Below are 20,787 nucleotides of genomic sequence, written 5' to 3' on the forward strand. Positions count from 1 at the left end.
AAACTCTGTACGCATTTAAATACAGGTCTATTTGTATGCTTGAAACACTGATTGTTGGCGCAAGTGGTTATACCGGAGCAGAATTGGCTGTATATCTGCGGCGTCACCCTGAAATTAATATTGCCGGTCTTATGGTGTCGGCACAAAGCGCCGATGCAGGAAAGACTTTTTCAGATTTGCATCCGCAGCTTAAAGGTTTGGTTGATTTACCCCTTCAGCCGTTAACCGACGTTGCTGAGGCGGCTAAAGGTATTGATGTGGTTTTTCTCGCCACGGCTCATGAAGTGAGCCACGATCTGGCACCGAAATTTTTGGCCGCAGGCTGTGTGGTGTTTGACCTGTCCGGCGCTTTCCGCGTCGATGATGCTGATTTTTATACCAAATACTATGGCTTTAGCCATCAGCATCAGGATCTGTTAAAGCAGGCAGTGTATGGCTTGGCTGAGTGGCAAAGTGAAAATATTAAACAGGCTCAGTTGGTTGCGGTAGCCGGTTGCTATCCGACAGCATCGCAGCTGGCCCTTAAACCACTGGTTGAGGCTGGTTGTTTAGATCAGCAACAGTGGCCGGTGATTAATGCGGTGAGTGGCGTGAGCGGTGCCGGGCGTAAAGCCAGTATGACAACCAGTTTTTGCGAAGTGAGCCTACAGCCTTATGGTGTATTCACCCATCGCCATCAACCAGAGATTGTCGCACATCTTGGTATACCGGTGATTTTTACACCGCATTTAGGCAACTTCCCGCGCGGTATTTTGGCGACGATTACTTGCCGTTTAAAACCGGGCGTGACTGAAGCCGATATTAAAACTGCATTTTTCAACGCTTATCACAATAAACCGCTGGTTCGGGTCTATGAAAAAGGGCTTCCGGCGCTAAAATCGGTTATTGGACAACCATTCTGTGATATTGGCTTTGCCGTTGATGGACAACACATTATCGTGGTGGCCGCTGAAGATAATTTATTGAAAGGCGCGGCAGCTCAGGCCGTTCAGTGTATGAATATACGCTGTGGCTTCCATGAAACCCAATCCTTGCTCTAGGGAGAAGAAAGGATGAATCCATTAATTATTAAACTTGGTGGTGCTCTGTTAGACAGTGACGAAGCCATGGAACGCCTGTTTGTTGCCCTTGCTGGTTATAAGCAAAAGCATCAGCGTGACCTGATTATTGTTCATGGCGGTGGCTGTTTGGTGGATGAGCTAATGAAAAAGCTGGCGCTGCCAGTAGTTCGCCGCAATGGACTACGTGTCACACCGCAAGATCAGATTGGCACCATCACCGGCGCTTTGGCCGGTACGGCGAACAAAACCCTGATGGCGGCAGCTAAAAAATACCAGATTGATGCGATTGGCCTGTGTTTGGCCGACGGTGATATGGTCTCTGTCAAACAACTGTCTGATGATTTAGGCCACGTGGGCGAAGCTAAAGCGGGCAGTAAAAAACTGATTGAAACCCTATTAGCAGGCGGCTATTTGCCGATTGTTAGCTCCATTGGCATTACACCAGAAGGTGTGCTGATGAACGTGAATGCCGATCAGGCTGCGACAGCATTAGCCGCAACGCTGGGAGCGGATTTGGTTCTGCTTTCTGACGTTAGCGGTATTTTGGACGGTAAAGGTCAGCGTATCGCTGAAATGAGTGCCGAAAAGGCCGAAAAGCTGATAGAGCAAGGCATTATTACCGATGGCATGATCGTGAAAGTTAATGCGGCTTTGGATGCCGCCCGCGCTTTAGGGCGCCCGGTTGATATTGCCAGTTGGCGTAATGCCGACCAATTACCCGCATTGTTTAATGGGATGCCCGTTGGGACACGCATATTAGCGTAGCGGGCCATCGATTGATTAAATGTGCAGATATTTTTTCTCAACAACTATTCAGTAACTGAATTAAGACTTAGCAATCAAGGAAATCGTGATGAATAACAACGGTATTAAGAAAATTGTATTAGCCTACTCCGGCGGCCTGGATACATCAGCCATTATTCCATGGCTAAAAGAGAACTACGGCGACTGTGAAGTGGTGGCTTTTGTTGCCGATATTGGACAGGAACGTTCTGACCTTGAAGGCGTAGAACAAAAAGCGCTGAGCTCTGGCGCATCTTCGTGCTATGTGGTCGATTTGCGTGAAGAGTTTATTCGTGACTATGTTTATCCGGTACTGCAAACCGGCGCTTTGTATGAAGGTAGCTATTTGCTGGGTACTTCCATGGCGCGTCCAATCATTGCTAAGGCTCAGGTTGAGCTGGCGCTGAAATTGGGTGCGGATGCGGTGTGTCATGGTGCGACGGGTAAAGGTAACGATCAGGTGCGTTTTGAAACCACTTATGCGGCTTTGGCTCCGCACCTGAAAGTGGTGGCACCATGGCGTGAGTGGAACTTACGTTCCCGGGAAGCCCTGCTAGATTACCTGAAAGAGCGCAATATTCCGACCACGGCCTCGCTGGAAAAAATCTACAGTCGTGATGAAAACGCATGGCATATCTCCACCGAAGGTGGCGTATTGGAAACTCCGTGGAACGCCTCTAACCAAGATTGTTGGGTATGGACCGTTTCGCCGGAAGACGCACCAGATCAGCCTGAACTGGTTACGGTTAAGGTAGAAAAGGGTAAAGTCACTGCGGTGAACGGCAAAGCCATGAGTCCGTTCCAATGTCTGGAAGCCCTGAATGAATTGGGTGCCAAACATGGCGTAGGCCGTATTGATATTGTTGAGAACCGTCTGGTAGGGATTAAATCCCGTGGCTGTTATGAAACGCCGGGGGGCACCATTATGGTAACGGCGCTGCGTGGCGTTGAGCAGCTGGTGCTCGATCGTGACAGCTTCAAGTGGCGTGAGCAACTGGGGCTGGAAATGTCCTATGTGGTTTATGATGGTCGTTGGTTCGCTCCGTTACGTAAATCCATTCAGGCTGCGGCAGAGTCGCTGGCTGAAGATGTTAACGGTGAGGTGGTGGTGAAACTGTATAAAGGACAGGCCACGGCGATCCAGAAGCAATCATCTAGTAGCCTGTATTCCGAAGAGTTTGCTACATTCGGGGAAGATGAAGTTTACGATCACAGTCATGCAGGTGGCTTTATCCGTCTGTTCTCACTTTCAGGTCGGATTCGTGCGCTGAATGAACTGAAGAAGTGATAAACCGTTTAACGTTTTGAGTTCAAGGCGTTATTCTTGCTAACAGAGCATGAGGGGCGATGAAGGTATTGCCCCTTATTTTATTAAGCGCAATGTATTTTACCCGATAACATCATTATTTTGTTTTTCGAGGTAGAGTCCAGAAACCAGTTAATATCATTCGTTGTTATCAATCCAGGGTGGTTGTTATTGCCCTGATTTTCAGGAGTAAAGGGTATGGCATTGTGGGGTGGCAGGTTCAGTCAAGCGGCAGACCAGCGTTTTAAGCAGTTTAATGATTCACTGCGTTTTGATTATCGTCTGGCGGAGCAAGATATTATTGGTTCTGTCGCATGGTCTAAAGCACTGGTAACCGTGGGTGTGTTAAGCGCTGAAGAACAACAACAATTAGAAAAAGCGTTAGACCAGCTATTGATTGAAGTGCGTGCAGAACCGGGAGCCATTGTTGCCAGTGATGCGGAAGATATCCATAGTTGGGTCGAACAGAAGCTGATTGGTAAAGTCGGTGATTTGGGTAAAAAGCTGCATACCGGCCGTAGCCGTAACGATCAGGTAGCTACTGACCTGAAGTTATGGTGCAAAATGGAAGTGGAGCAACTGCTGCATGCGGTGAAAGAGTTACAGCAGGCGCTGGTGCTCACTGCCGAGCAGAATCAAGATGCAGTTATGCCGGGCTATACCCATCTACAACGCGCTCAGCCAGTGACGTTTGCTCACTGGTGTTTAGCCTATACCGAAATGTTGGCTCGTGATGAAAGCCGTTTACAGGATGCGTTAAAGCGTATGGATACCAGCCCGTTGGGCTGCGGTGCGTTGGCAGGAACCGCTTATCCAATTGACCGGGATCAACTGGCGGGTTGGTTAGGCTTTAGTTCGGCAACGCGTAACAGTTTGGATAGCGTATCCGATCGCGATCACGTGCTGGAATTGCTGTCTGATGCATCCATTAGTATGGTGCATCTATCGCGCTTTGCTGAAGATCTGATCTTCTTTAACAGTGGTGAGTCTGGATTTGTTGAACTTTCCGATCGGGTGACTTCTGGTTCATCCCTGATGCCGCAAAAGAAAAACCCTGATGCGCTGGAATTAATTCGTGGCAAATGTGGCCGCGTTCAGGGGGCGCTTAGCGGTATGTTAATGACCCTTAAAGGCTTACCTCTGGCGTACAATAAAGATATGCAGGAAGACAAAGAGGGCATTTTTGATGCGCTTGATACTTGGCTAGACTGCCTGCATATGGCGGTGCTGGTGCTTGATGGTATTCAGGTAAAACGTCCTCGCTGTCAGGAAGCGGCTCAGCAAGGATATGCCAACGCCACTGAATTGGCGGATTATTTGGTGGCTAAAGGTATTCCATTCCGTGAAGCCCACCATATTGTTGGTTCTGCGGTATTAGAAGCGATTAAACAGGGTAAAGCTTTAGAAGAACTTTCATTGGCTCAGCTACAGCAGTTTAATGCGGCGATTGACCAAGATGTTTATCCTGCTTTATCGCTGAAGTCCTGTCTGGAAAAGCGCTGTGCTAAAGGTGGCGTGAACCCTGAGCAGGTTGCCAGTGCGATTAATGCGGCAAAAGTACGTCTGGACATTTAATTTGTCACGACGAAAATAAATAAGCCCATAAATAGTGAATCTATTTATGGGCTTTGGTTTTATTGAGGGTGACTTAATATGAAATTAGAAACGGTAGCCTAAGCCAACGTTGAAGCCGTTGATTGAATAGTTTTTACCGTCTACATCCATTCGGGACCCTTCGTAACCAACATCAATTGCCAGATTAGTCACTGGGTTAATCTGTAAGCCTGCACCATACATCAAGGTAGATTTAGTTTGGCTACTGTGCAGCGTGCCACTATAAGAATAAGAGCTACTGTCAGCGTTATACCATTTGCTGGAATAGTCCACATCGTTAACATTGACGCCCATTAAGCCATAGATACTAACGAAGTCATTAAAACGGTAGGCTGGACCAGCGGAGATGGAATAATATTTTACTTCGGCCTTGGTTTTTATAATATCTCTATATGCACGATAGCTCATATCTTTATCGCCCTTCATATAAGTGAAGGATGAAATAATGCTTAGAGGAGAATCCCACTCATAGCGATATTTTACGTTAACGCCGTTAATATCATCAAAGTCCTGAACTTTACTTTGCGCATAGCCTAAAGTCACCGTATGTTCTCCGGCATTAACCATGCCACATACGCTTAAAGAAATAATAGAAGCCAGAAGAATTTTTTTCATTAAAAGATTATCCCTAATTTAAATTTTAAATATAAATTATAAAAATACAGCGCGGGGATTATAGGGAGTAAGCGTGTTTAAATAAATGATTATTTATATTTTTGTTTATTTGCACAGATATAATTTAATCTGGGATATTGATTATTGAATTTTATTTGTGACTTCTTACTTAGATAGTTTAAGGAGTGTTATTTCAATGTATTCAGAAGAAATAAACGATAAGTAATGATTTGAATGTTAGTAATAGGTGAAAATACTACTGCTATTTTTTAATTAACCTTACTTTTTAAGTGGGACCCATTACAGTTTGTAAAATAACTTAAAACCAGTACTGATATCCTGTTCACTAAAAGAAGTATTACTTTAGTATGGTAGACAAGAATGGCGAATAAGAAACCTCATTCTTTTCCGTGATTATGTGATAAGCCGAATAGTAGTCAATACCATGATTCTCATGGCAACTAATAATCCATGTTTTTTTGTTTATAAGTTGTTTTGTTTTTATACAGCCGCGTATTTTTTGGACGATAAATACGGTAAAGAGAAGACCGATCAGAAGAGTTGCGATAATAAGCCATATATTATTAAAAAATACAGGTATCTGCCCAAGGATAAAGTAGGTATAAAAGTTATGGCAAGTAATCGCCAGCAGAGTGAACAGAACGAGTAATTTCGCGTTAAGCATTCTATTAAATATTGAACCCAGCTCGTTTTCTGATGGGGCATGTATATTATGTAAGCTGTTTATCGCTTCTTTAACCGGTATACCCTGCATATAGAATATCCACTGGTTCTTTTTGGACTCAATGAGTAATTTTCCACTTTTTCTTAGGCTTTCGGTTCTGATCGAGATATAGACTGGATATAAGATGAACATAAAGACAACATAGAATAAGGGCGCATGAAACCCCATAAATGTGGCAAAAATCACCAAGGCTGAGAGTAGGAAAAACTTCATTTCTGCCATAATAGTTCCCTCTAATGAATGACACGCTATTTTTTATTCAGTTAATTTCCGTATAGGCCTGTTGTTGAATGCCAATGAAGAGTCGAGCAGATTAGTTTATACCGTCTTTTAAAGAAAAAAGCAGCCAGAAATAAATCAGGCTGCTTTTAAGTATTATGTTAGATATGCAACGGGTATTTTAATCCCCAGGACAACGCTGACAGCGCTCTATTTCATCATTGCCCAGTCTCAATTTAGCATTCAGATCGCGTAATGCCGTTCTTAAACCCTCTTCAATCACTGGGTGATAGAAGGGCATATCCAGCATCTGAGGAATGGTCATTTGCTGTTGATGCGCCCAAGCTAACAGATGAGCGATATGCTCAACATTTGGCCCCATCATTTCGGCACCAAGAAAACGACCGGTACCTTGTTCCCCATAAACGTGCAGCAGGCCTTTATTGCGTAGCATCACTCGTGAACGTCCCTGATTTTCAAAAGAGACTTCGCCAATTTCAAAACAGCCGCAGGCGCTGAACTTTTGATTCAGTTCCCGATAGGTTGAGCCAACCATGGCGATCTGTGGATCGGAGAACACCACGGAAATTGAGCTGCGACGTAAACCGGGCGATATCTCAGGATATGACCCCGCATTTTCGCCGGCAATGCGCGCCTGATCGCTGGCTTCATGAAGCAGTGGCAGTTGATTGCTGGCGTCTCCGGCAATAAAAATATGTGGGAGATTGGTTTGCATCGTAAGACGATCGGCAATAGGTACACCACGATCATCAAGTTCAAGAGAGGTGTTTTCCAGACCAATTTTATCGACGTTAGGACGGCGACCTGTGGCGGCCAACACGTAATCAACGGTAATTTCTTGCGGATGACCGCCTTTATCTTGATAGCGGATAAACACGCTATCGTCTCTGCGTTCCATTAGCTCGACTTTGGCATCTGGATCGAGATAGAACTCTTGATTTAGCGTATTCGCGGCATATTGGCGAATAGCTCCATCCGTCAGCGGGCCGACGGCACCACCGACACCAAACATCGTGACTTTAACCCCTAAACGGTGCAGCGCCTGACCCAGCTCTAAACCAATAACGCCAGGGCCAAATACCGCTACCGACTTCGGCAGATCGTCCCAGTTGAAAACATCATCATTAATGATTAAACGATCGCCCAGAGAGTTCCATGGTGCCGGCCAGCTTGGGCGTGAACCAGTGGCAATCACAATACGCTTTGCCTGAATTCGTGTGTGCTCGTCAACCTGTAGCATATTGTCATCGATAAACCGGGCGTAGCCGCTAATTTTATCCTGCTGAGGAATTTCCCCGACGCCTTCCAGAACAAAGCCAACAAAACGATCGCGTTCGCGCTTAACTCGACTCATTACTTCGCGGCCGTCAATCCTGGTTTCACCCTGTGGGTGAATACCAAATCCAGGCGCCATGTCTATATGGTGTACTGCTTCAGCCGCAGCAATTAATAGCTTTGAAGGCATACAGCCAACTCTGGCACAGGTTGTTCCATATGGGCCACCTTCAATCATGACCACATTGGGCGTTAATCGTTTTGCTGCACGGTAAGCGCCTAATCCTGCGGTGCCGCCGCCAATCACGGCAACATCAACCTGTAATACTTTCATCCTTTGACTCCTGAATAAAAAAAGGCGGACCGGAGTCCGCCAAAACTTACCATTGGCTAACTTTAAAATTATGGTGGCTTAAAAAATCAAAATACGTTCTGTTGGTCTTATTAGGCGGCGAAATATTTTTCTAAATCATCGCTGCCGCCAATATGCTGTCCGCCGATATAGATTTGTGGAACCGTTGAACGGCCAGTAATCGCACGCAGGCTAACAGTGGTTGCATCGGTGCCTAAAATGATCTCTTCATACTGTAGGCCACGCTCTTGCAGCATTTGTTTGGCTTTAGCACAGTATGGACAGCCAGGTTTAGTCATCAGGGAAATCGATTCTTGTAGTTTGCAGTCCGGTGCCAAATATTTCAGCATGGTGTCGGCATCAGAGACTTCAAACGGGTCGCCTGGCTTGTTTGGCTCAACAAACATTTTTTCAATCACGCCATTACGTATCAGCATGGAATAGCGCCATGAGCGAGGGCCAAATCCTAAATCGGCTTTCTCAACCAACATATTCATGCCTTTGGTGAACTCACCATTACCGTCAGGAATAAAGGTAATGTTTTCGGCGTGTTGTTCTGATTTCCAGGCATTCATCACGAAGGTATCGTTGACGGAAACGCATAACACACTATCAACACCGTATTGTTTGAATACCGGCGCCAGCTCGTTGTAACGAGGCAGATGGCTGGAAGAACAGGTCGGAGTGAATGCGCCCGGTAGGGAGAACACAATCACGGTTTTGTTAGCGAATAATTCTTCAGTACTGATATCAATCCACTGATCTCCCTGACGGGTATGGAAAACGGTATTAGGTACTTTCTGGCCTTCTTGAGTACTGAACATGTTTTAACCTCTTATGCAATTTGTGTGTGCGTGCTAATTTTTACTGCTAGCGTCATATTTTTGTTGTTGATGATTATCCATTGAGCCGATTAATAGGTATAATCGTTAGTCGCTATCTTATCTATTGACACGAACTATCTTAAATTAAAGGATTGAGCTATGAATATTCGCGATTTGGAGTACCTTGTTGCACTCTCTGAACACTGTCACTTCCGACGTGCAGCGGACTCGTGTCATGTGAGCCAGCCAACGTTAAGTGGACAGATTCGTAAACTGGAAGACGAATTAGGCGTTATGTTACTTGAGCGAACCAGCCGTAAGGTTTTGTTCACTCAGGCGGGTATGCTGCTGGTTGATCAGGCCAAAACCGTATTACGAGAAGTGAAAGTATTAAAAGAGATGGCTAGCCAGCAGGGTGAAACCATGTCTGGGCCATTGCATATTGGCTTGATTCCCACGGTTGCTCCCTATTTATTGCCCCACATTATTCCTATGCTGCATCAAGAGTTTCCTAAGTTGGAAATGTATCTTCATGAAGCTCAGACGAAAGATCTACTCGCGCAGTTGGACAGCGGAAAGCTGGATTGTGCCATCTTGGCACTGGTAAAAGAGACCGAGTCTTTTATTGAAATTCCACTTTATGATGAGCCAATGCGTTTAGCGATTTATTCCGATCACCCTTGGGCAGGCCGAGACAAAATTATGATGTCTGAACTCGCCGGTGAGAAGTTGCTGATGTTGGAAGACGGCCACTGTTTACGCGATCAGGCATTAGGTTTCTGTTTTCAGGCCGGTGCTGATGAGGATTCGCATTTTCGGGCAACCAGCCTGGAAACGTTACGCAACATGGTTGCTGCTGCCAGCGGTATTACATTGCTGCCTTTACTGGCTGCGCCACCGGAACGTGAACGGGATGGGATCTATTATCTGCCTTGCTATAAGCCAGAGCCAAAAAGAACCATTGGTTTAGTTTATCGTCCGGGGTCACCATTGCGAGCGCGTTATGAGCAACTAGCTGACACTATTGCCGGACATATGCCGGGCGTGATTGATTCTGAGCAAAAGAGAACGAGTTAATCTATCGTCCGTTAGCGGATAAACATTGGTTAAAGCAAACGTTCTTGATTTGTTTCTTGGTCAGCAAATTTTAAAGCAGTTTATGATTAATCATTCTAAATGCTGGTCATGTATATTCGGTCAGTGGATTGATAGGTAAGGATTAAGATGTGATAGGCGTCAGAGCCCAACAGAAAGAGCGTACCCGTCGTTCATTGATAGAGGCGGCCTTCAGCCAGTTAAGTGCTGAGCGGAGTTTTGCTAGCTTAAGCTTAAGAGAAGTGGCTCGTGAGGCGGGTATTGCCCCTACCTCTTTCTATCGTCATTTTCGTGATGTTGACGAGCTGGGTTTAACTATGGTGGATGAAAGTGGTCTGATGCTACGTCAACTGATGCGTCAGGCTCGCCAGAGAATCGCCAAAGGTGGGAGTGTTATTCGTACTTCCGTCTCCACATTTATGGAATTTATTGGTGATAATCCCAACGCGTTTCGGCTGCTATTACGGGAGCGTTCAGGTACTTCCGCTGCATTTCGCGCCGCGGTTGCTCGGGAGATTCAGCACTTTATTGCGGAACTGGCGGATTATCTCGAACTGGCAAATCAGATGCCACGTAGCTTTTCTGAGGCGCAAGCTGAAGCCATGGTAACCATTGTATTCAGTGCCGGTGCGGAAGCGCTGGATATTGACGCAGCCCAACGTAAACAGTTGGAAGAACGTTTAGTCTTACAGCTACGGATGATTTCCAAAGGCGTATATTATTGGTATCGTCGTGAACAGGAGAAGGGTGTAGTGCCCATTTCACTCTAGATAAAAGGAGGAATATCAATGACAGAACAAGTAAATAAAGAATATGGAATACTGTTATTGGCGTTTATCGCCGGTTTATCTGTTAATGGATCGTTTAATGCATTGTTTGACTCAGTGATTGCGTTTTCGATATTTCCATTAATCGCACTGGGTTTTTCTATTTATTGTTTGCATCAGCGTTATGTTACTCATCCAATGCCAGCAGGGACGCCAATGTTAGCGGCATCCTGTTTCTTGTTGGGGATCTTTCTGTACAGTGCAGTTATTCGTGCAGAGTATGCCGGGATGGGGTCTAATTTCCTGTTAACCGTGATTTGTGTCGCACTGGTGTTCTGGATTGGTTATAAGCTGAATATTACTGCCCGTCACAAAGTCGCCAGCCAAACAGATTAAGGTTGTTGATCTAAAATAATAACAATAGTCAGATAATTAAAATGTCATTAGCCCCAATAATATTGGGGCTTTTTATATGGGATAATTACATGTCATTCCATACCCAAAAAAGATTCATTCTTGAGAGCAGTGGATTGTAGACACAATCACGAACCAATCTTATTGATTATGCTAATCTAGGCGTATTTTTAATCGATAGGCGGATTGAATTTGACCATTCACACCCTTCAAGAGCGACACCTTTTCCTAGAGATGCTTGCTCTTTGGCAAGGGTATATCCGCAACAAGGATCTCGTCGATCAGTTTGTCATTACTCGCCAACAGGCTTATCAGGATATTCGAGCTTACCAAGAGCGTTATCCTGAACGGTTAAATAAAATGGCCTCAGGGCCATATCAATTTAGCGCTCAATATATATATCAAGCACCAAAACACTCACTAGAGCATTACTTACAATGGTTGAGCACAGGTCAATTCTATGCGCCTCAGCCAGCACTCAATTCTGTATTGGGGGAGCAGTGCTCCGTCCCACAGCGCTATGTTTCTCCACAAGTCATTGCCGTTTTAACCGATGCTATTCGCCAGCAGAAACGCGTCGAACTGGGGTATGTCTCACTGTCTAATCCCGAGTGGCAAGGGCGAATTTTTCACCCTCACTCCTTTATCAAAACGGGCTTACGTTGGCATATGCGTGGTTACTGCGAAAAATCGCAGGACTACCGAGATTTGGTGCTGAGCCGTTGTCGTGGAGAAGCTGAATTGCTCGATGCTTCCGAGCACACCAAGGACGATGATCAGGTTTGGAATACACAGGTGGATTTGATCTTTGCCCCCGATCCTCGTTTGAATGAGGCGCAAAGGGAAGTGATCGTCCATGACTACCAAATGGATAACGGGCAACTGCACATTACCACCCGTGCTGCTTTAGTTGATTACCTACTGAAAGAGATGCAAGTCAAGACCCAATATCTCGAAGGCACCCCAGAAGCCCAGCAACTGATTTTGCTCAACCCACGTGACGTCAAACCATGGTTATTTGATCGTTAATGCGAAGATAAACCGCGTTCAGGTAAAGTTATTTTACCTGAATAAATGTGCAGGATTGAGCTTTGTACACAAGCACATAAAGTAGATGCATAACCGCACCGCCAGGAATGGAGTAAGCAATGGACGATTTATCCCCCTCAGATCTCAAAGTGATCCTGCATTCAAAGCGCGCCAATATGTACTATCTCGAGTATTGCCGTGTGATGCAAAAAGATGGCCGCGTACTGTATTTAACCGAAGCAGACAAAGAAAACCTCTACTTCAATATCCCGATTGCTAACACCACGGTTCTTATGATGGGTAATGGCACCTCAATCACTCAAGCGGCGATGCGCATGCTCTCACAGGCGGGTGTGCTGGTGGGTTTTTGTGGCGGTGGTGGAACACCACTGCACATGGCGACCGAAGTAGAATGGTTCACGCCGCAAAGCGAATATCGCCCGACCGAATACCTGCAAGGCTGGCTCTCTTTTTGGTTTGATGATGAAAAACGCTTAGCCGCCGCGAAACAATTTCAAAACGCGCGGATAGAGTACTTACAACAAGTGTGGAGCTCGGACCGTGAGCTCGCCCTGGAAAAGTTCAATGTTCAGGATGAGGTCATCAAACAATCACTTGATACCTTTCACCAACGCACCGATGCAGCCAGCAAACAATCCGATTTACTACTCACAGAAGCACAACTGACCAAAGCCTTATACAAATACGCGGCCAACAACACAGGCAAAGAGGGCTTTTCTCGCCAGCATCAACCCGACAAAAAATGCACTGACAAAGCCAACGGCTTTTTAAACCACGGTAACTACTTAGCTTATGGCCTTGCCGCCAGTTGTTTATGGGTATTGGGCATTCCGCACGGTTTGGCGGTGATGCACGGTAAAACCCGGCGCGGTGCTTTGGTGTTTGATGTGGCCGACTTAATCAAAGACGCTATCGTGCTGCCGTGGGCCTTTGTTTGTGCTAAAGAAAATGCCAGCGAACAAGAGTTCCGCCAGCAAATCCTGCAAGCCTTTATTGAACATAAAGCACTTGACTTTATGTTTGACACAGTGAAACGCGTCGCGCTACAAGGCCAAAGCGAAGAAGAGAGCGAGGATCGACCGTTATGATGGTCACTTTCATATCTCAATGTGAGAAAAACGCATTGAAGAAAACCCGTCGGGTGTTGGATGCTTTCGCCAATCGGATTGGCGATAACACTTGGCAAACCCTGATCACCGAAGAAGGATTGTTAACGGTGAAAAAAATGCTGCGTCAAACCGCCAGCCGCAGCACCGCCGTTAGTTGCCACTGGATCCGCTCTCGCTCCCGCAGCCAGTTTTTATGGGTGGTGGGTAACAAAAAGAAATTTAATGCGGAGGGTGTGGTACCGGTGAATAGCACCGAGAAAGATTTGCTCAACAGCGAATATGAAAGTGACTGGAAATATTTGCCACTGATTAAAGCCCTCGCCGCCATGGCTGCTTTGCTACACGATTGGGGTAAATCTTCTTTACTGTTTCAGGCAAAATTAAACCCAGAAATTAAAACCAAGTATAAAGGTGATCCATTGCGCCATGAATGGGTATCTTGTCTGCTGTTTCATCAGTTTGTTACGAACCACACTAACGAAAATCACGATCGAGCTTGGTTGAACTCGCTGATTAATCAAGGCATTGATGAGCCGAGCTTTAACTCCAACTCTTTATTAAGAGAGAAAGCGCTTGCCGAGTTACCTTCCGCAGCAGCGCTGATAGCTTGGCTGATTGTTTCTCATCACAGGCTGCCTTTGCCTAAAGAGCAAGAACTCTGTAAGGCTCAACGAGAGAATAGTAATGCCTCGCTTGCCGATTTACTGGCTAAAATAACTCCATCTTGGGGTTATGAAAACCGCTTCGACGAGTACAACTCGCTGCTTCCCAAATGCTTTGAATTTCCGTTGGGACTACTTTCTAACGCCCAAACTTGGCTTGCTGAGCTTAAGCATCGTGCGAAAGATTTATTGCATCATCTACCTTTGTTAGAGCAGGCGATGAATGATGGCAGCTGGCGCGTGATTTTGCACCATGCTCGGCTGTGCTTGATGCTTGGCGATCACTATTACTCTTCACAAGCCAATGATCCACAGTGGCACAGTTCCAGCGAGTTATACGCTAACACCGATCCCAGTACCAAAGCACTCAAACAAAAGCTGGATGAGCATTTAGTCAATGTCGCCAAAGTGACCGTGAATACAGTGAAATTGCTGCCGTTTTTTGAATCTGAGCCACTTAAAGCGACCGAACTCACCGAGCTAGCACCGAAGGCCTGCACACCCAAAGCGTTCCGTTGGCAAGACAAAGCGGTGCGCAAAATTATCGAGTGGCGCGAGCATACCGAAGATAAAAGCCAAGGCTATTTTGTGGTGAACATGGCGAGCACCGGCTGCGGAAAAACCATGGCTAACGCCAAAATCATGCAAGCGCTCTCGGAGGATGGTGAAAGTCTGCGTTTTATTCTCGCGCTTGGTCTACGTACTCTTACCTTGCAAACCGGCGATGAATATAAGCAGCGGCTTAAATTGCAAGACAGCGATATTGCGGTGTTAATTGGCTCTAAAGCGATTTATGAGTTGCACCAGTCGGGCAAGCAAGTTGATAAAGAGGAAATTGAACTGAATCAAGCGGAGCTTGGCTCCGAGTCGATGGAAAGTTTGCAAGAAGAGACAGATGAACTCCACTGGCAAGGTGAATTACCCAAAGAAGAGCTCACCACAGTTTTAACCAAGGAAAAAGATCGCAAGCTGCTGTATGCACCGGTATTGGCTTGTACCATTGATCATATTATGGCGGCCACCGAAACCAAACGGGGTGGGCGTTATATTTTGCCTTGTTTACGCTTAATGTCGTCGGACTTGGTGATTGATGAAATCGATGACTTTACGGAAGACGATCTGATTGCGATTGGTCGCTTAGTCCACTTAGCCGGCATGTTAGGGCGAAAAGTGATGATTTCCTCTGCAACCATTCCGCCGGATTTGGCGCTCGGTTTGTATAATGCTTATCGCCAAGGCTGGGCGGTTTTTGCGGCTAGCCGTGACCGAACCACCAGCATTAATTGTGTTTATGTCGATGAATTTACTGCGCATACCGAGTTGGTGGGCAGCAGCGATGAAAACTTAGACGCCTACCAAGCCTTTCAACAAGGCTTTATTATTAAGCGAGTCGAGAAGCTTAAGCAGCAAACCGCTAAACGCAAAGCCGAGATTATTCCCTGCCTCAAACAGCCAGGTTTACCACTTGAGAAGCAGTATTTTGAAACGGTAAAACAAGCAGTTTTGGATAAGCACCAGCACTATTTCACCTTAGATCCCGAAAGCCAAACGCAGGTTTCTTTTGGTGTGGTGCGGGTGGCCAACATTCAGCCCTGCGTGGAATTAACCAAGCATTTACTCAGTTCTGACTGGCCAGAAGATACGGAAGTTCGTTGTATGGCTTATCACAGTCAGCAAGTGTTGCTGCTGCGCCATGAGCAAGAAAAGCATCTTGACGAGGTTCTCAAGCGCAAAGAAAAAGCGGGGGAATTACCGGCTGCCTTTGCCCATCCTACGATTCGCGGCCATTTGGATACTTGTGGTGCGAAAAATCTGATTTTTATTCTGGTGGCTACGCCTGTGGAAGAGGTGGGGCGTGATCATGACTTTGATTGGGCTGTGATTGAGCCATCTTCTTACCGTTCTATTATCCAAATGGCAGGTCGTGTGCGCAGGCATCGTGACGGGGAAATTATTGCGCCCAACATTGGGTTATTGCAGTACAACGTCAAAGGCTTTAAAGGGGGGGAAGAGCGTGTATTTAACCACCCAGGCTATGAAACGGACCGAACGACCCAGCTAGTCACTCATGATTTAACACAGTTGGTCGATGAAAAAACGCTACTGCAATCGGTCAATGCCATTGCCCGCATTCAAAAGCGAACGACTTTAGAGCCACAAAAAAAATTGGCGGATTTAGAGCATTTTGCTACTGCAAAAACACTCGGTACCGATCAGATTGGCAAACCAGAGGTAACCACTGCCAGCCGTCAGGAGAGATACAGCCGCAACCGCCGTGACAGACAGCCTCATCCTTATTGGAGTGAGCATTTACACGGTCATCTTCATGGCTACTGGTGGCTTACTGCATTGCCGCAATACTTCAAACGTTTTCGAAAAAGTGAGCCAACCGTGCAGATCTACTTAGTCAAAAAAACGCGCAGCATTGAGTTTTGTTTGCGAGAAGAGCAGGGCGGTTTATGCCCGATTGAGCGAGTTTTGAATATTCAGCATCAGCCGCTTGCGCCTGAGCAACAGCAGAAACTCTGGTTACAACGTGATTACTGCGAGCTGATTGGACAATACAGTTCAAGTGCCGAGCAGGAGTTTGCTACGTCAGTGCGATACGGAGAAATCAGTTTTATCTACCGTGAAGGCAATCAGCAATATAGCTACAACGACCAGCTAGGGTTGGTTAAGGTGAAATAATGGAGGAGATTAGCGTGTTAGATCCAGCAATAGCCACCTTTTTTGCTGAGCGCAAAGAGGCTTGGCTTAAGAAGAACATTAGTGCAGCAATGCAAGCATCAGAAGTGTACGAAAAACAACAGGAATGTGAGCAAAACTTTTTGTTAGTCAATTGGCTCCCCGATGCAGCAAGAAGGGCCGGGCAAATCTCAGTTGCCTCACATCCCTGTACATTCAGCCATCCAAGTGCTCGGAAAAATAAAAATGGTTATGTTTCCTCGATTATTGCCAAGAATAAACCGCGAACCGATGGCTTTCTTCACTCCGGCAATGTGAGCGTGGAACCAGATGCACTCGGAAACGCTGCGGCTTTAGATGTGTACAAGTTCCTGAGTTTGGCGATGAGCGATCAACGTTCTTTACTCGTGCATATTGAGCAAGAGAGTGAGTTAGCGCGCCAGTTACTGAATGTGCCAACCTGTGATTACCAGACTCTACGCGACGGTTTTTTAAAAATGATCAATACCGATCAAGACTCTGTTTCAAGCTCGAAGATTAAGCAGGTTTATTTTCCGATAGCCGATGGTGAATATCATTTACTGTCGTTATTGACGCATTCAGGCCATCTTTTTGAACTGCGTAAGCGGCTTGATGCACTTCGATTTGGCGAAGAAGTGAAAAAGGTAAGAGAGTGCAAAAAATCTAATCACTTTCATCCGACGGGTTACCAAGAAATATTCGGTCTAACCACCATTGGGTTCGGTGGTACAAAGCCTCAAAACATCAGCGTACTTAACAACCAAAATGCGGGGAAAGCGCATTTACTCGCTTCCATTCCGCCAGATCTAAAACCCAGAGATATCCGGCTACCGAAAACTGATTTTTTCAAAGAGAGTTTTACTGCTTGGCAATCCAAAGAGGTGTTGGAATCACTACATCGTCTGTTTATTACCGATTACAACAATATCCATATTCGTGAGGGGCGCGACTACCGTATTCAGCAATACGTTGATCTGGTGATTGAAAAAATGTGGCAAGTACGTCTGTTTCTAGCCGAGTATCAGGGTGAACTGCCAGACGAATTACTGCAAGAGCAAAAAATCTGGCTTTACCCTGAGTTTGAGCAGCAGCGAGAGCAAGAGGATGAGTGGCTCGATAAAATCACTCGGCAAATTGCACGCAGCTTAATCCTCCATTACAGCCGCAGCAAAGTTATTGCCAATCCTGTCTTGCTGGCCGACCAAGAACTACTGGCAATCGAGAAAGTTGTTTCCAGCAATAAGGAGAACTTACGATGAATGTGCTGATTTTGCCGCATATTAATATTCACAACGCCAATGCCCTGTCGAGCTCTTTTACCATTGGCTTTCCGGCCATGACTGCATGGTTAGGCTTTGTCCATGCTTTAGAACGCAAATTGAACCAAGCAGGCTTGCCAGAGTTAATGCTGCACAGCGCAGCGGTCGTCAGCCATCGGTGTGATGTACAAACTCACAAAGGTGAGGGGGATTTTGTCCATTCGATTATTGGTACTGGGAACCCACTCGACAAAGATGGCTCACGCTCGGCATTTATAGAAGAAGCACGCTGTCACTTAGACGTCTCATTAGTGATTGAGTGGGGTGGTAATGAGGATCAAGTACAGCACGCGGACTTTGCCGAGCAGTTGCAAGCGGTGATCGCCACCATGAAAGTAGCGGGGGGCGATGTACTGAGCATGCATCGACCACTTAATCAATCCGTCGATATTGATAACCCACAAGAAACCAGAGCATTGCTGCGCAAGTTAATGCCCGGTTATGTGCTGATCGAACGACGCGATTTAATGACTGAGGCGATGGCGCAAGGTTCTGATGCATTAGATGCGCTTCTCAGTTATCTCACCGTTAACCACCGTTGTGAGCAGCTTGAAGATGGAAGCGTTATCTGGCGCAGCCAGCGTAAAGCCAGTGGCTGGATTGTACCGATCGCAACTGGTTTTCAGGGCATTTCGCCATTAGGTGAGGCGAAAAATCAGCGCGATCCTTCTGTGCCGCACCGCTTTGCCGAAAGCGTAGTTACACTCGGTGAATTTGTCATGGCGCACAAAATTCAGCATCTCGACGACATGCTTTGGCACTACCACAACGATTTAGAAAACGATCTTTACCTTTGTCAGCAAGTTAACGCTATCAACGAACATCAATAAGGAACAACCTCATGGCTAAAAATAACGACACCGCATCTGTATTAGCATTTGAAAAAAAATTAGTTCCATCGGATGGCTATCTATTTGGTACCAACTGGGAGACTAAAGAACAAACAACGCCGTTAGCACTGCAAGAAAAATCGGTACGCGGCACTATTTCCAATCGTTTTAATAAGAAAGATGTTGGGGAGTTCACAAAAGACCCAGCAAAACTCGATGCAAAAGTTGAAAGTCCAAATTTACAACGTGTTGATGCTTGTGCGTTAGGGCAAGACCAAGACACTCTTAAACTGCATTTCACCCTAAAAGTATTAGGTGGTTTAGCTCAGCCTTCGGCTTGCAATAATGCGCTGTTTAAACAGAGCTATAGTGCCGCCGTTGGGCAGTACATTGCCAAACATGGCTGCCTGGAGCTGGCAAAACGTTACGCCACCAACCTTGCGAATGCACGTTTCTTATGGCGTAACCGAGTTGGTGCTGAGGAAATTGAAGTGCAAGTCAAAGCGCTCAACAAAGGGGCAGAGCAAACTTGGACGTTTGATGCCAAACAGTTCAGCACTCGTCACTTTGAGCATAACGATGCACAGATCAATAGCTTGGCGGATCGCATTGCTCAGGCGCTGGCCAGTGAATCCGGTCACCTGATGCTACAAATTGATTGCTATGCCAAAGTCGGTAAAGCGCAAGAAGTCTATCCAAGTGAAGAGTTAGTGCTGGATAAAGGCAATAGTAAAACCAAGAAAAGTAAAATTCTCTATGCGGTCAATGAACATGCAGCGATGCACTCACAAAAAATCGGTAACGCGCTGCGTTCGATTGATACTTGGTACCCGGAATACGTTTCAGAAGAACAAAGTGCAGGAGCGATTGCTATTGAGCCTTATGGCGCGGTCACCAATTTAGGTAAAGCGTTCCGTACCCCGAAAGACAAGCAGGATTTTTACACTTTCTTTGACAAGTGGGCGCGTGGCGAAGCCTTAGCGCGTGAAGAAGATGAACATTACTTGGTGGCTGTGCTAGTGCGCGGTGGGGTATTTGGCGAAAGCGATAAGTAGGTGGCGGTGATGAACTACTACCAAGAAATTACCTTACTGCCGGATGCGGATATCTCGCTGGGTTTTCTTTGGCAAAATGTCTTTCAACAAGTACACATTGCCCTCGTTGAGCACAAAGTGGATACGAATCAGTCTGCCGTTGCGGTTGGCTTTCCTGATTATCGCCAAGCGCAATTTCCACTCGGCAGTAAGTTGCGGCTGTTTGCTAAAGAGCAAGCGACACTGGAAAAAATAGCCATTAACCAATGGCTGGCTCGCCTGAAAGACTATGTGCATATCAAAGGGATAAAACCCGTACCCAGTGATGTCACCTACGTGAGCTTTGTGCGTAAACAGGTGAAATCGCCAGAGCGGATTGAGCGCGATATGCAGCAAAAATCGGCATTGTGGGCAGCTAAATCGGGTAAATCGCTGGCAGAATGCTTAATTGAGCTTGAAAAAAGTAAACCGACCGATCTATGTCGCTTGCCGTTTATTTACTTGCATAGCCAGCAAACCAAGCAGCGCTCGCCAGATAAAAACAGCAAGTTCCCGCTGTTTATTGAGATGCATCCGCAAAGTGCATCGTTGGATGGGGTGTTTGATTGTTATGGCTTGAGTGCTAAGGCGAGTGGTAAGCCAGCATTTGCCACCGTGCCGCACTTTTAAACTCAGGTATAAAGGGTAAGTTTTTACCCTTTATTTTTGCTCTTTAAAAATATTATTTAAATACAATGGGTTGCAATGCGCGGTTTTTAACAAGGTAAAAGTGCGATTTTTATCCTAACTGCTTGTTGTAACTTATTTTTATTGATTTATTCTATTGTTCACTGCCGTACAGGCAGCTTAGAAACATAATATTCCCTTATCCTTTCTGCGTTTCCCGTTCACTGCCGTACAGGCAGCTTAGAAAAGAGGGATTCACTACAGTAAGTATCTGCTTTAGTTCACTGCCGTACAGGCAGCTTAGAAATCTTGGTATCCCG

At 46.0% G+C, this 20,787-nt stretch carries 18 protein-coding genes; 14 read left to right on the forward strand and 4 right to left on the reverse strand.

Features of this window, described 5'->3' with window-relative positions; genetic code table 11:
- Positions 1-35 precede the first annotated feature (35 nt).
- The 4 genes from argC to argH all read left to right on the forward strand — a co-directional run bounded on the left by argC (position 36) and on the right by argH (position 4,725).
- Entirely contained in the window at positions 36-1,040 is a 1,005-nt protein-coding gene (gene argC / locus BMZ28_RS15775; RefSeq protein ID WP_074824669.1) for an N-acetyl-gamma-glutamyl-phosphate reductase, read from the forward strand.
- A 12-nt stretch (positions 1,041-1,052) separates the two neighbouring features.
- Positions 1,053-1,826 (forward strand): acetylglutamate kinase, encoded by a 774-nt coding sequence (gene argB / locus BMZ28_RS15780; RefSeq protein ID WP_047782220.1) that lies wholly within the window; start codon positions 1,053-1,055, stop codon positions 1,824-1,826.
- An 88-nt stretch (positions 1,827-1,914) separates the two neighbouring features.
- Positions 1,915-3,132: an argininosuccinate synthase gene (locus BMZ28_RS15785; RefSeq protein WP_074824671.1), complete on the forward strand. Its 1,218-nt coding sequence runs from the start codon at positions 1,915-1,917 to the stop codon at positions 3,130-3,132.
- Positions 3,133-3,348: 216 nt separating this feature from the next.
- Positions 3,349-4,725 (forward strand): argininosuccinate lyase, encoded by a 1,377-nt coding sequence (gene argH, locus BMZ28_RS15790; RefSeq protein WP_074824673.1) that lies wholly within the window; start codon positions 3,349-3,351, stop codon positions 4,723-4,725.
- An 84-nt stretch (positions 4,726-4,809) separates the two neighbouring features.
- Here the strand turns inward: argH and BMZ28_RS15795 are convergent, their stop codons facing one another.
- From BMZ28_RS15795 to BMZ28_RS15810, 4 genes are all read right to left on the reverse strand, one after another.
- On the reverse strand, positions 4,810-5,379 hold the full coding sequence (locus BMZ28_RS15795) for an Ail/Lom family outer membrane beta-barrel protein (RefSeq protein ID WP_047782217.1): 570 nt from the start codon (positions 5,377-5,379) through the stop codon (positions 4,810-4,812).
- A gap of 358 nt (positions 5,380-5,737) precedes the next feature.
- Positions 5,738-6,346, reverse strand: coding sequence for a hypothetical protein (locus BMZ28_RS15800; RefSeq protein WP_074824674.1), 609 nt, complete (start codon positions 6,344-6,346; stop codon positions 5,738-5,740).
- 178 nt (positions 6,347-6,524) lie between these two features.
- A complete protein-coding gene (locus BMZ28_RS15805) occupies positions 6,525-7,973 on the reverse strand; it encodes a dihydrolipoyl dehydrogenase (RefSeq protein WP_074824675.1) in 1,449 nt (482 codons plus the stop codon).
- A gap of 110 nt (positions 7,974-8,083) precedes the next feature.
- Positions 8,084-8,815 (reverse strand): glutathione peroxidase, encoded by a 732-nt coding sequence (locus BMZ28_RS15810; protein WP_074824677.1) that lies wholly within the window; start codon positions 8,813-8,815, stop codon positions 8,084-8,086.
- 159 nt (positions 8,816-8,974) lie between these two features.
- On the opposite strand from BMZ28_RS15810, the gene oxyR reads away from it, so the two are divergent.
- The 10 genes from oxyR (at position 8,975) to cas6f (ending at position 20,470) form a co-directional block, all read left to right on the forward strand.
- Positions 8,975-9,892, forward strand: a complete 918-nt coding sequence (gene oxyR, locus BMZ28_RS15815) for a DNA-binding transcriptional regulator OxyR (RefSeq protein ID WP_047782213.1) — start codon at positions 8,975-8,977, stop codon at positions 9,890-9,892.
- 152 nt (positions 9,893-10,044) lie between these two features.
- Positions 10,045-10,680 carry an HTH-type transcriptional repressor FabR gene (gene fabR / locus BMZ28_RS15820; protein WP_047782810.1) on the forward strand — a complete coding sequence of 212 codons (636 nt, stop codon included), beginning with the start codon at positions 10,045-10,047 and terminating at the stop codon, positions 10,678-10,680.
- 18 nt (positions 10,681-10,698) lie between these two features.
- Positions 10,699-11,073 (forward strand): YijD family membrane protein, encoded by a 375-nt coding sequence (locus BMZ28_RS15825; protein WP_047782212.1) that lies wholly within the window; start codon positions 10,699-10,701, stop codon positions 11,071-11,073.
- A gap of 210 nt (positions 11,074-11,283) precedes the next feature.
- Positions 11,284-12,120 (forward strand): BrxR family transcriptional regulator, encoded by an 837-nt coding sequence (locus BMZ28_RS15830; RefSeq protein WP_486813316.1) that lies wholly within the window; start codon positions 11,284-11,286, stop codon positions 12,118-12,120.
- A 119-nt stretch (positions 12,121-12,239) separates the two neighbouring features.
- Positions 12,240-13,229, forward strand: coding sequence for a type I-F CRISPR-associated endonuclease Cas1f (gene cas1f / locus BMZ28_RS15835; protein WP_074824680.1), 990 nt, complete (start codon positions 12,240-12,242; stop codon positions 13,227-13,229).
- Positions 13,226-16,600: a type I-F CRISPR-associated helicase Cas3f gene (gene cas3f, locus BMZ28_RS15840; RefSeq protein ID WP_074824687.1), complete on the forward strand. Its 3,375-nt coding sequence runs from the start codon at positions 13,226-13,228 to the stop codon at positions 16,598-16,600. The genes cas1f and cas3f overlap by 4 nt, the downstream gene beginning before the upstream one ends.
- On the forward strand, positions 16,600-17,877 hold the full coding sequence (locus BMZ28_RS15845; RefSeq protein ID WP_083399707.1) for a type I-F CRISPR-associated protein Csy1: 1,278 nt from the start codon (positions 16,600-16,602) through the stop codon (positions 17,875-17,877). The genes cas3f and BMZ28_RS15845 overlap by 1 nt, the downstream gene beginning before the upstream one ends.
- On the forward strand, positions 17,874-18,767 hold the full coding sequence (gene csy2 / locus BMZ28_RS15850) for a type I-F CRISPR-associated protein Csy2 (protein WP_047782207.1): 894 nt from the start codon (positions 17,874-17,876) through the stop codon (positions 18,765-18,767). The genes BMZ28_RS15845 and csy2 overlap by 4 nt, the downstream gene beginning before the upstream one ends.
- A gap of 11 nt (positions 18,768-18,778) precedes the next feature.
- Entirely contained in the window at positions 18,779-19,822 is a 1,044-nt protein-coding gene (csy3, locus tag BMZ28_RS15855) for a type I-F CRISPR-associated protein Csy3 (RefSeq protein WP_074824690.1), read from the forward strand.
- 9 nt (positions 19,823-19,831) lie between these two features.
- Complete coding sequence (cas6f, locus tag BMZ28_RS15860; protein ID WP_074824693.1) at positions 19,832-20,470, forward strand: type I-F CRISPR-associated endoribonuclease Cas6/Csy4; 639 nt, start codon at positions 19,832-19,834, stop codon at positions 20,468-20,470.
- The last annotated feature ends 317 nt before the right edge of the window (positions 20,471-20,787 follow it).

This window comes from Pragia fontium DSM 5563 = ATCC 49100 (genome assembly GCF_900112475.1).
Lineage (GTDB): Bacteria > Pseudomonadota > Gammaproteobacteria > Enterobacterales > Enterobacteriaceae > Pragia > Pragia fontium.

What these genes read in the sequence shown, in the direction of transcription:
- argC (WP_074824669.1), top strand. Translation starts at nt 36, where the DNA reads ATGCTTGAAACACTGATTGTTGGCGCAAGTGGTTATACCGGAGCAGAA.
- argB (WP_047782220.1), top strand. Translation starts at nt 1,053, where the DNA reads ATGAATCCATTAATTATTAAACTTGGTGGTGCTCTGTTAGACAGTGAC.
- BMZ28_RS15785 (WP_074824671.1), top strand. Translation starts at nt 1,915, where the DNA reads ATGAATAACAACGGTATTAAGAAAATTGTATTAGCCTACTCCGGCGGC.
- argH (WP_074824673.1), top strand. Translation starts at nt 3,349, where the DNA reads ATGGCATTGTGGGGTGGCAGGTTCAGTCAAGCGGCAGACCAGCGTTTT.
- BMZ28_RS15795 (WP_047782217.1), bottom strand. Translation starts at nt 5,379, where the DNA reads ATGAAAAAAATTCTTCTGGCTTCTATTATTTCTTTAAGCGTATGTGGC.
- BMZ28_RS15800 (WP_074824674.1), bottom strand. Translation starts at nt 6,346, where the DNA reads ATGGCAGAAATGAAGTTTTTCCTACTCTCAGCCTTGGTGATTTTTGCC.
- BMZ28_RS15805 (WP_074824675.1), bottom strand. Translation starts at nt 7,973, where the DNA reads ATGAAAGTATTACAGGTTGATGTTGCCGTGATTGGCGGCGGCACCGCA.
- BMZ28_RS15810 (WP_074824677.1), bottom strand. Translation starts at nt 8,815, where the DNA reads ATGTTCAGTACTCAAGAAGGCCAGAAAGTACCTAATACCGTTTTCCAT.
- oxyR (WP_047782213.1), top strand. Translation starts at nt 8,975, where the DNA reads ATGAATATTCGCGATTTGGAGTACCTTGTTGCACTCTCTGAACACTGT.
- BMZ28_RS15825 (WP_047782212.1), top strand. Translation starts at nt 10,699, where the DNA reads ATGACAGAACAAGTAAATAAAGAATATGGAATACTGTTATTGGCGTTT.
- cas1f (WP_074824680.1), top strand. Translation starts at nt 12,240, where the DNA reads ATGGACGATTTATCCCCCTCAGATCTCAAAGTGATCCTGCATTCAAAG.
- cas3f (WP_074824687.1), top strand. Translation starts at nt 13,226, where the DNA reads ATGATGGTCACTTTCATATCTCAATGTGAGAAAAACGCATTGAAGAAA.
- BMZ28_RS15845 (WP_083399707.1), top strand. Translation starts at nt 16,600, where the DNA reads ATGGAGGAGATTAGCGTGTTAGATCCAGCAATAGCCACCTTTTTTGCT.
- csy2 (WP_047782207.1), top strand. Translation starts at nt 17,874, where the DNA reads ATGAATGTGCTGATTTTGCCGCATATTAATATTCACAACGCCAATGCC.
- csy3 (WP_074824690.1), top strand. Translation starts at nt 18,779, where the DNA reads ATGGCTAAAAATAACGACACCGCATCTGTATTAGCATTTGAAAAAAAA.
- cas6f (WP_074824693.1), top strand. Translation starts at nt 19,832, where the DNA reads ATGAACTACTACCAAGAAATTACCTTACTGCCGGATGCGGATATCTCG.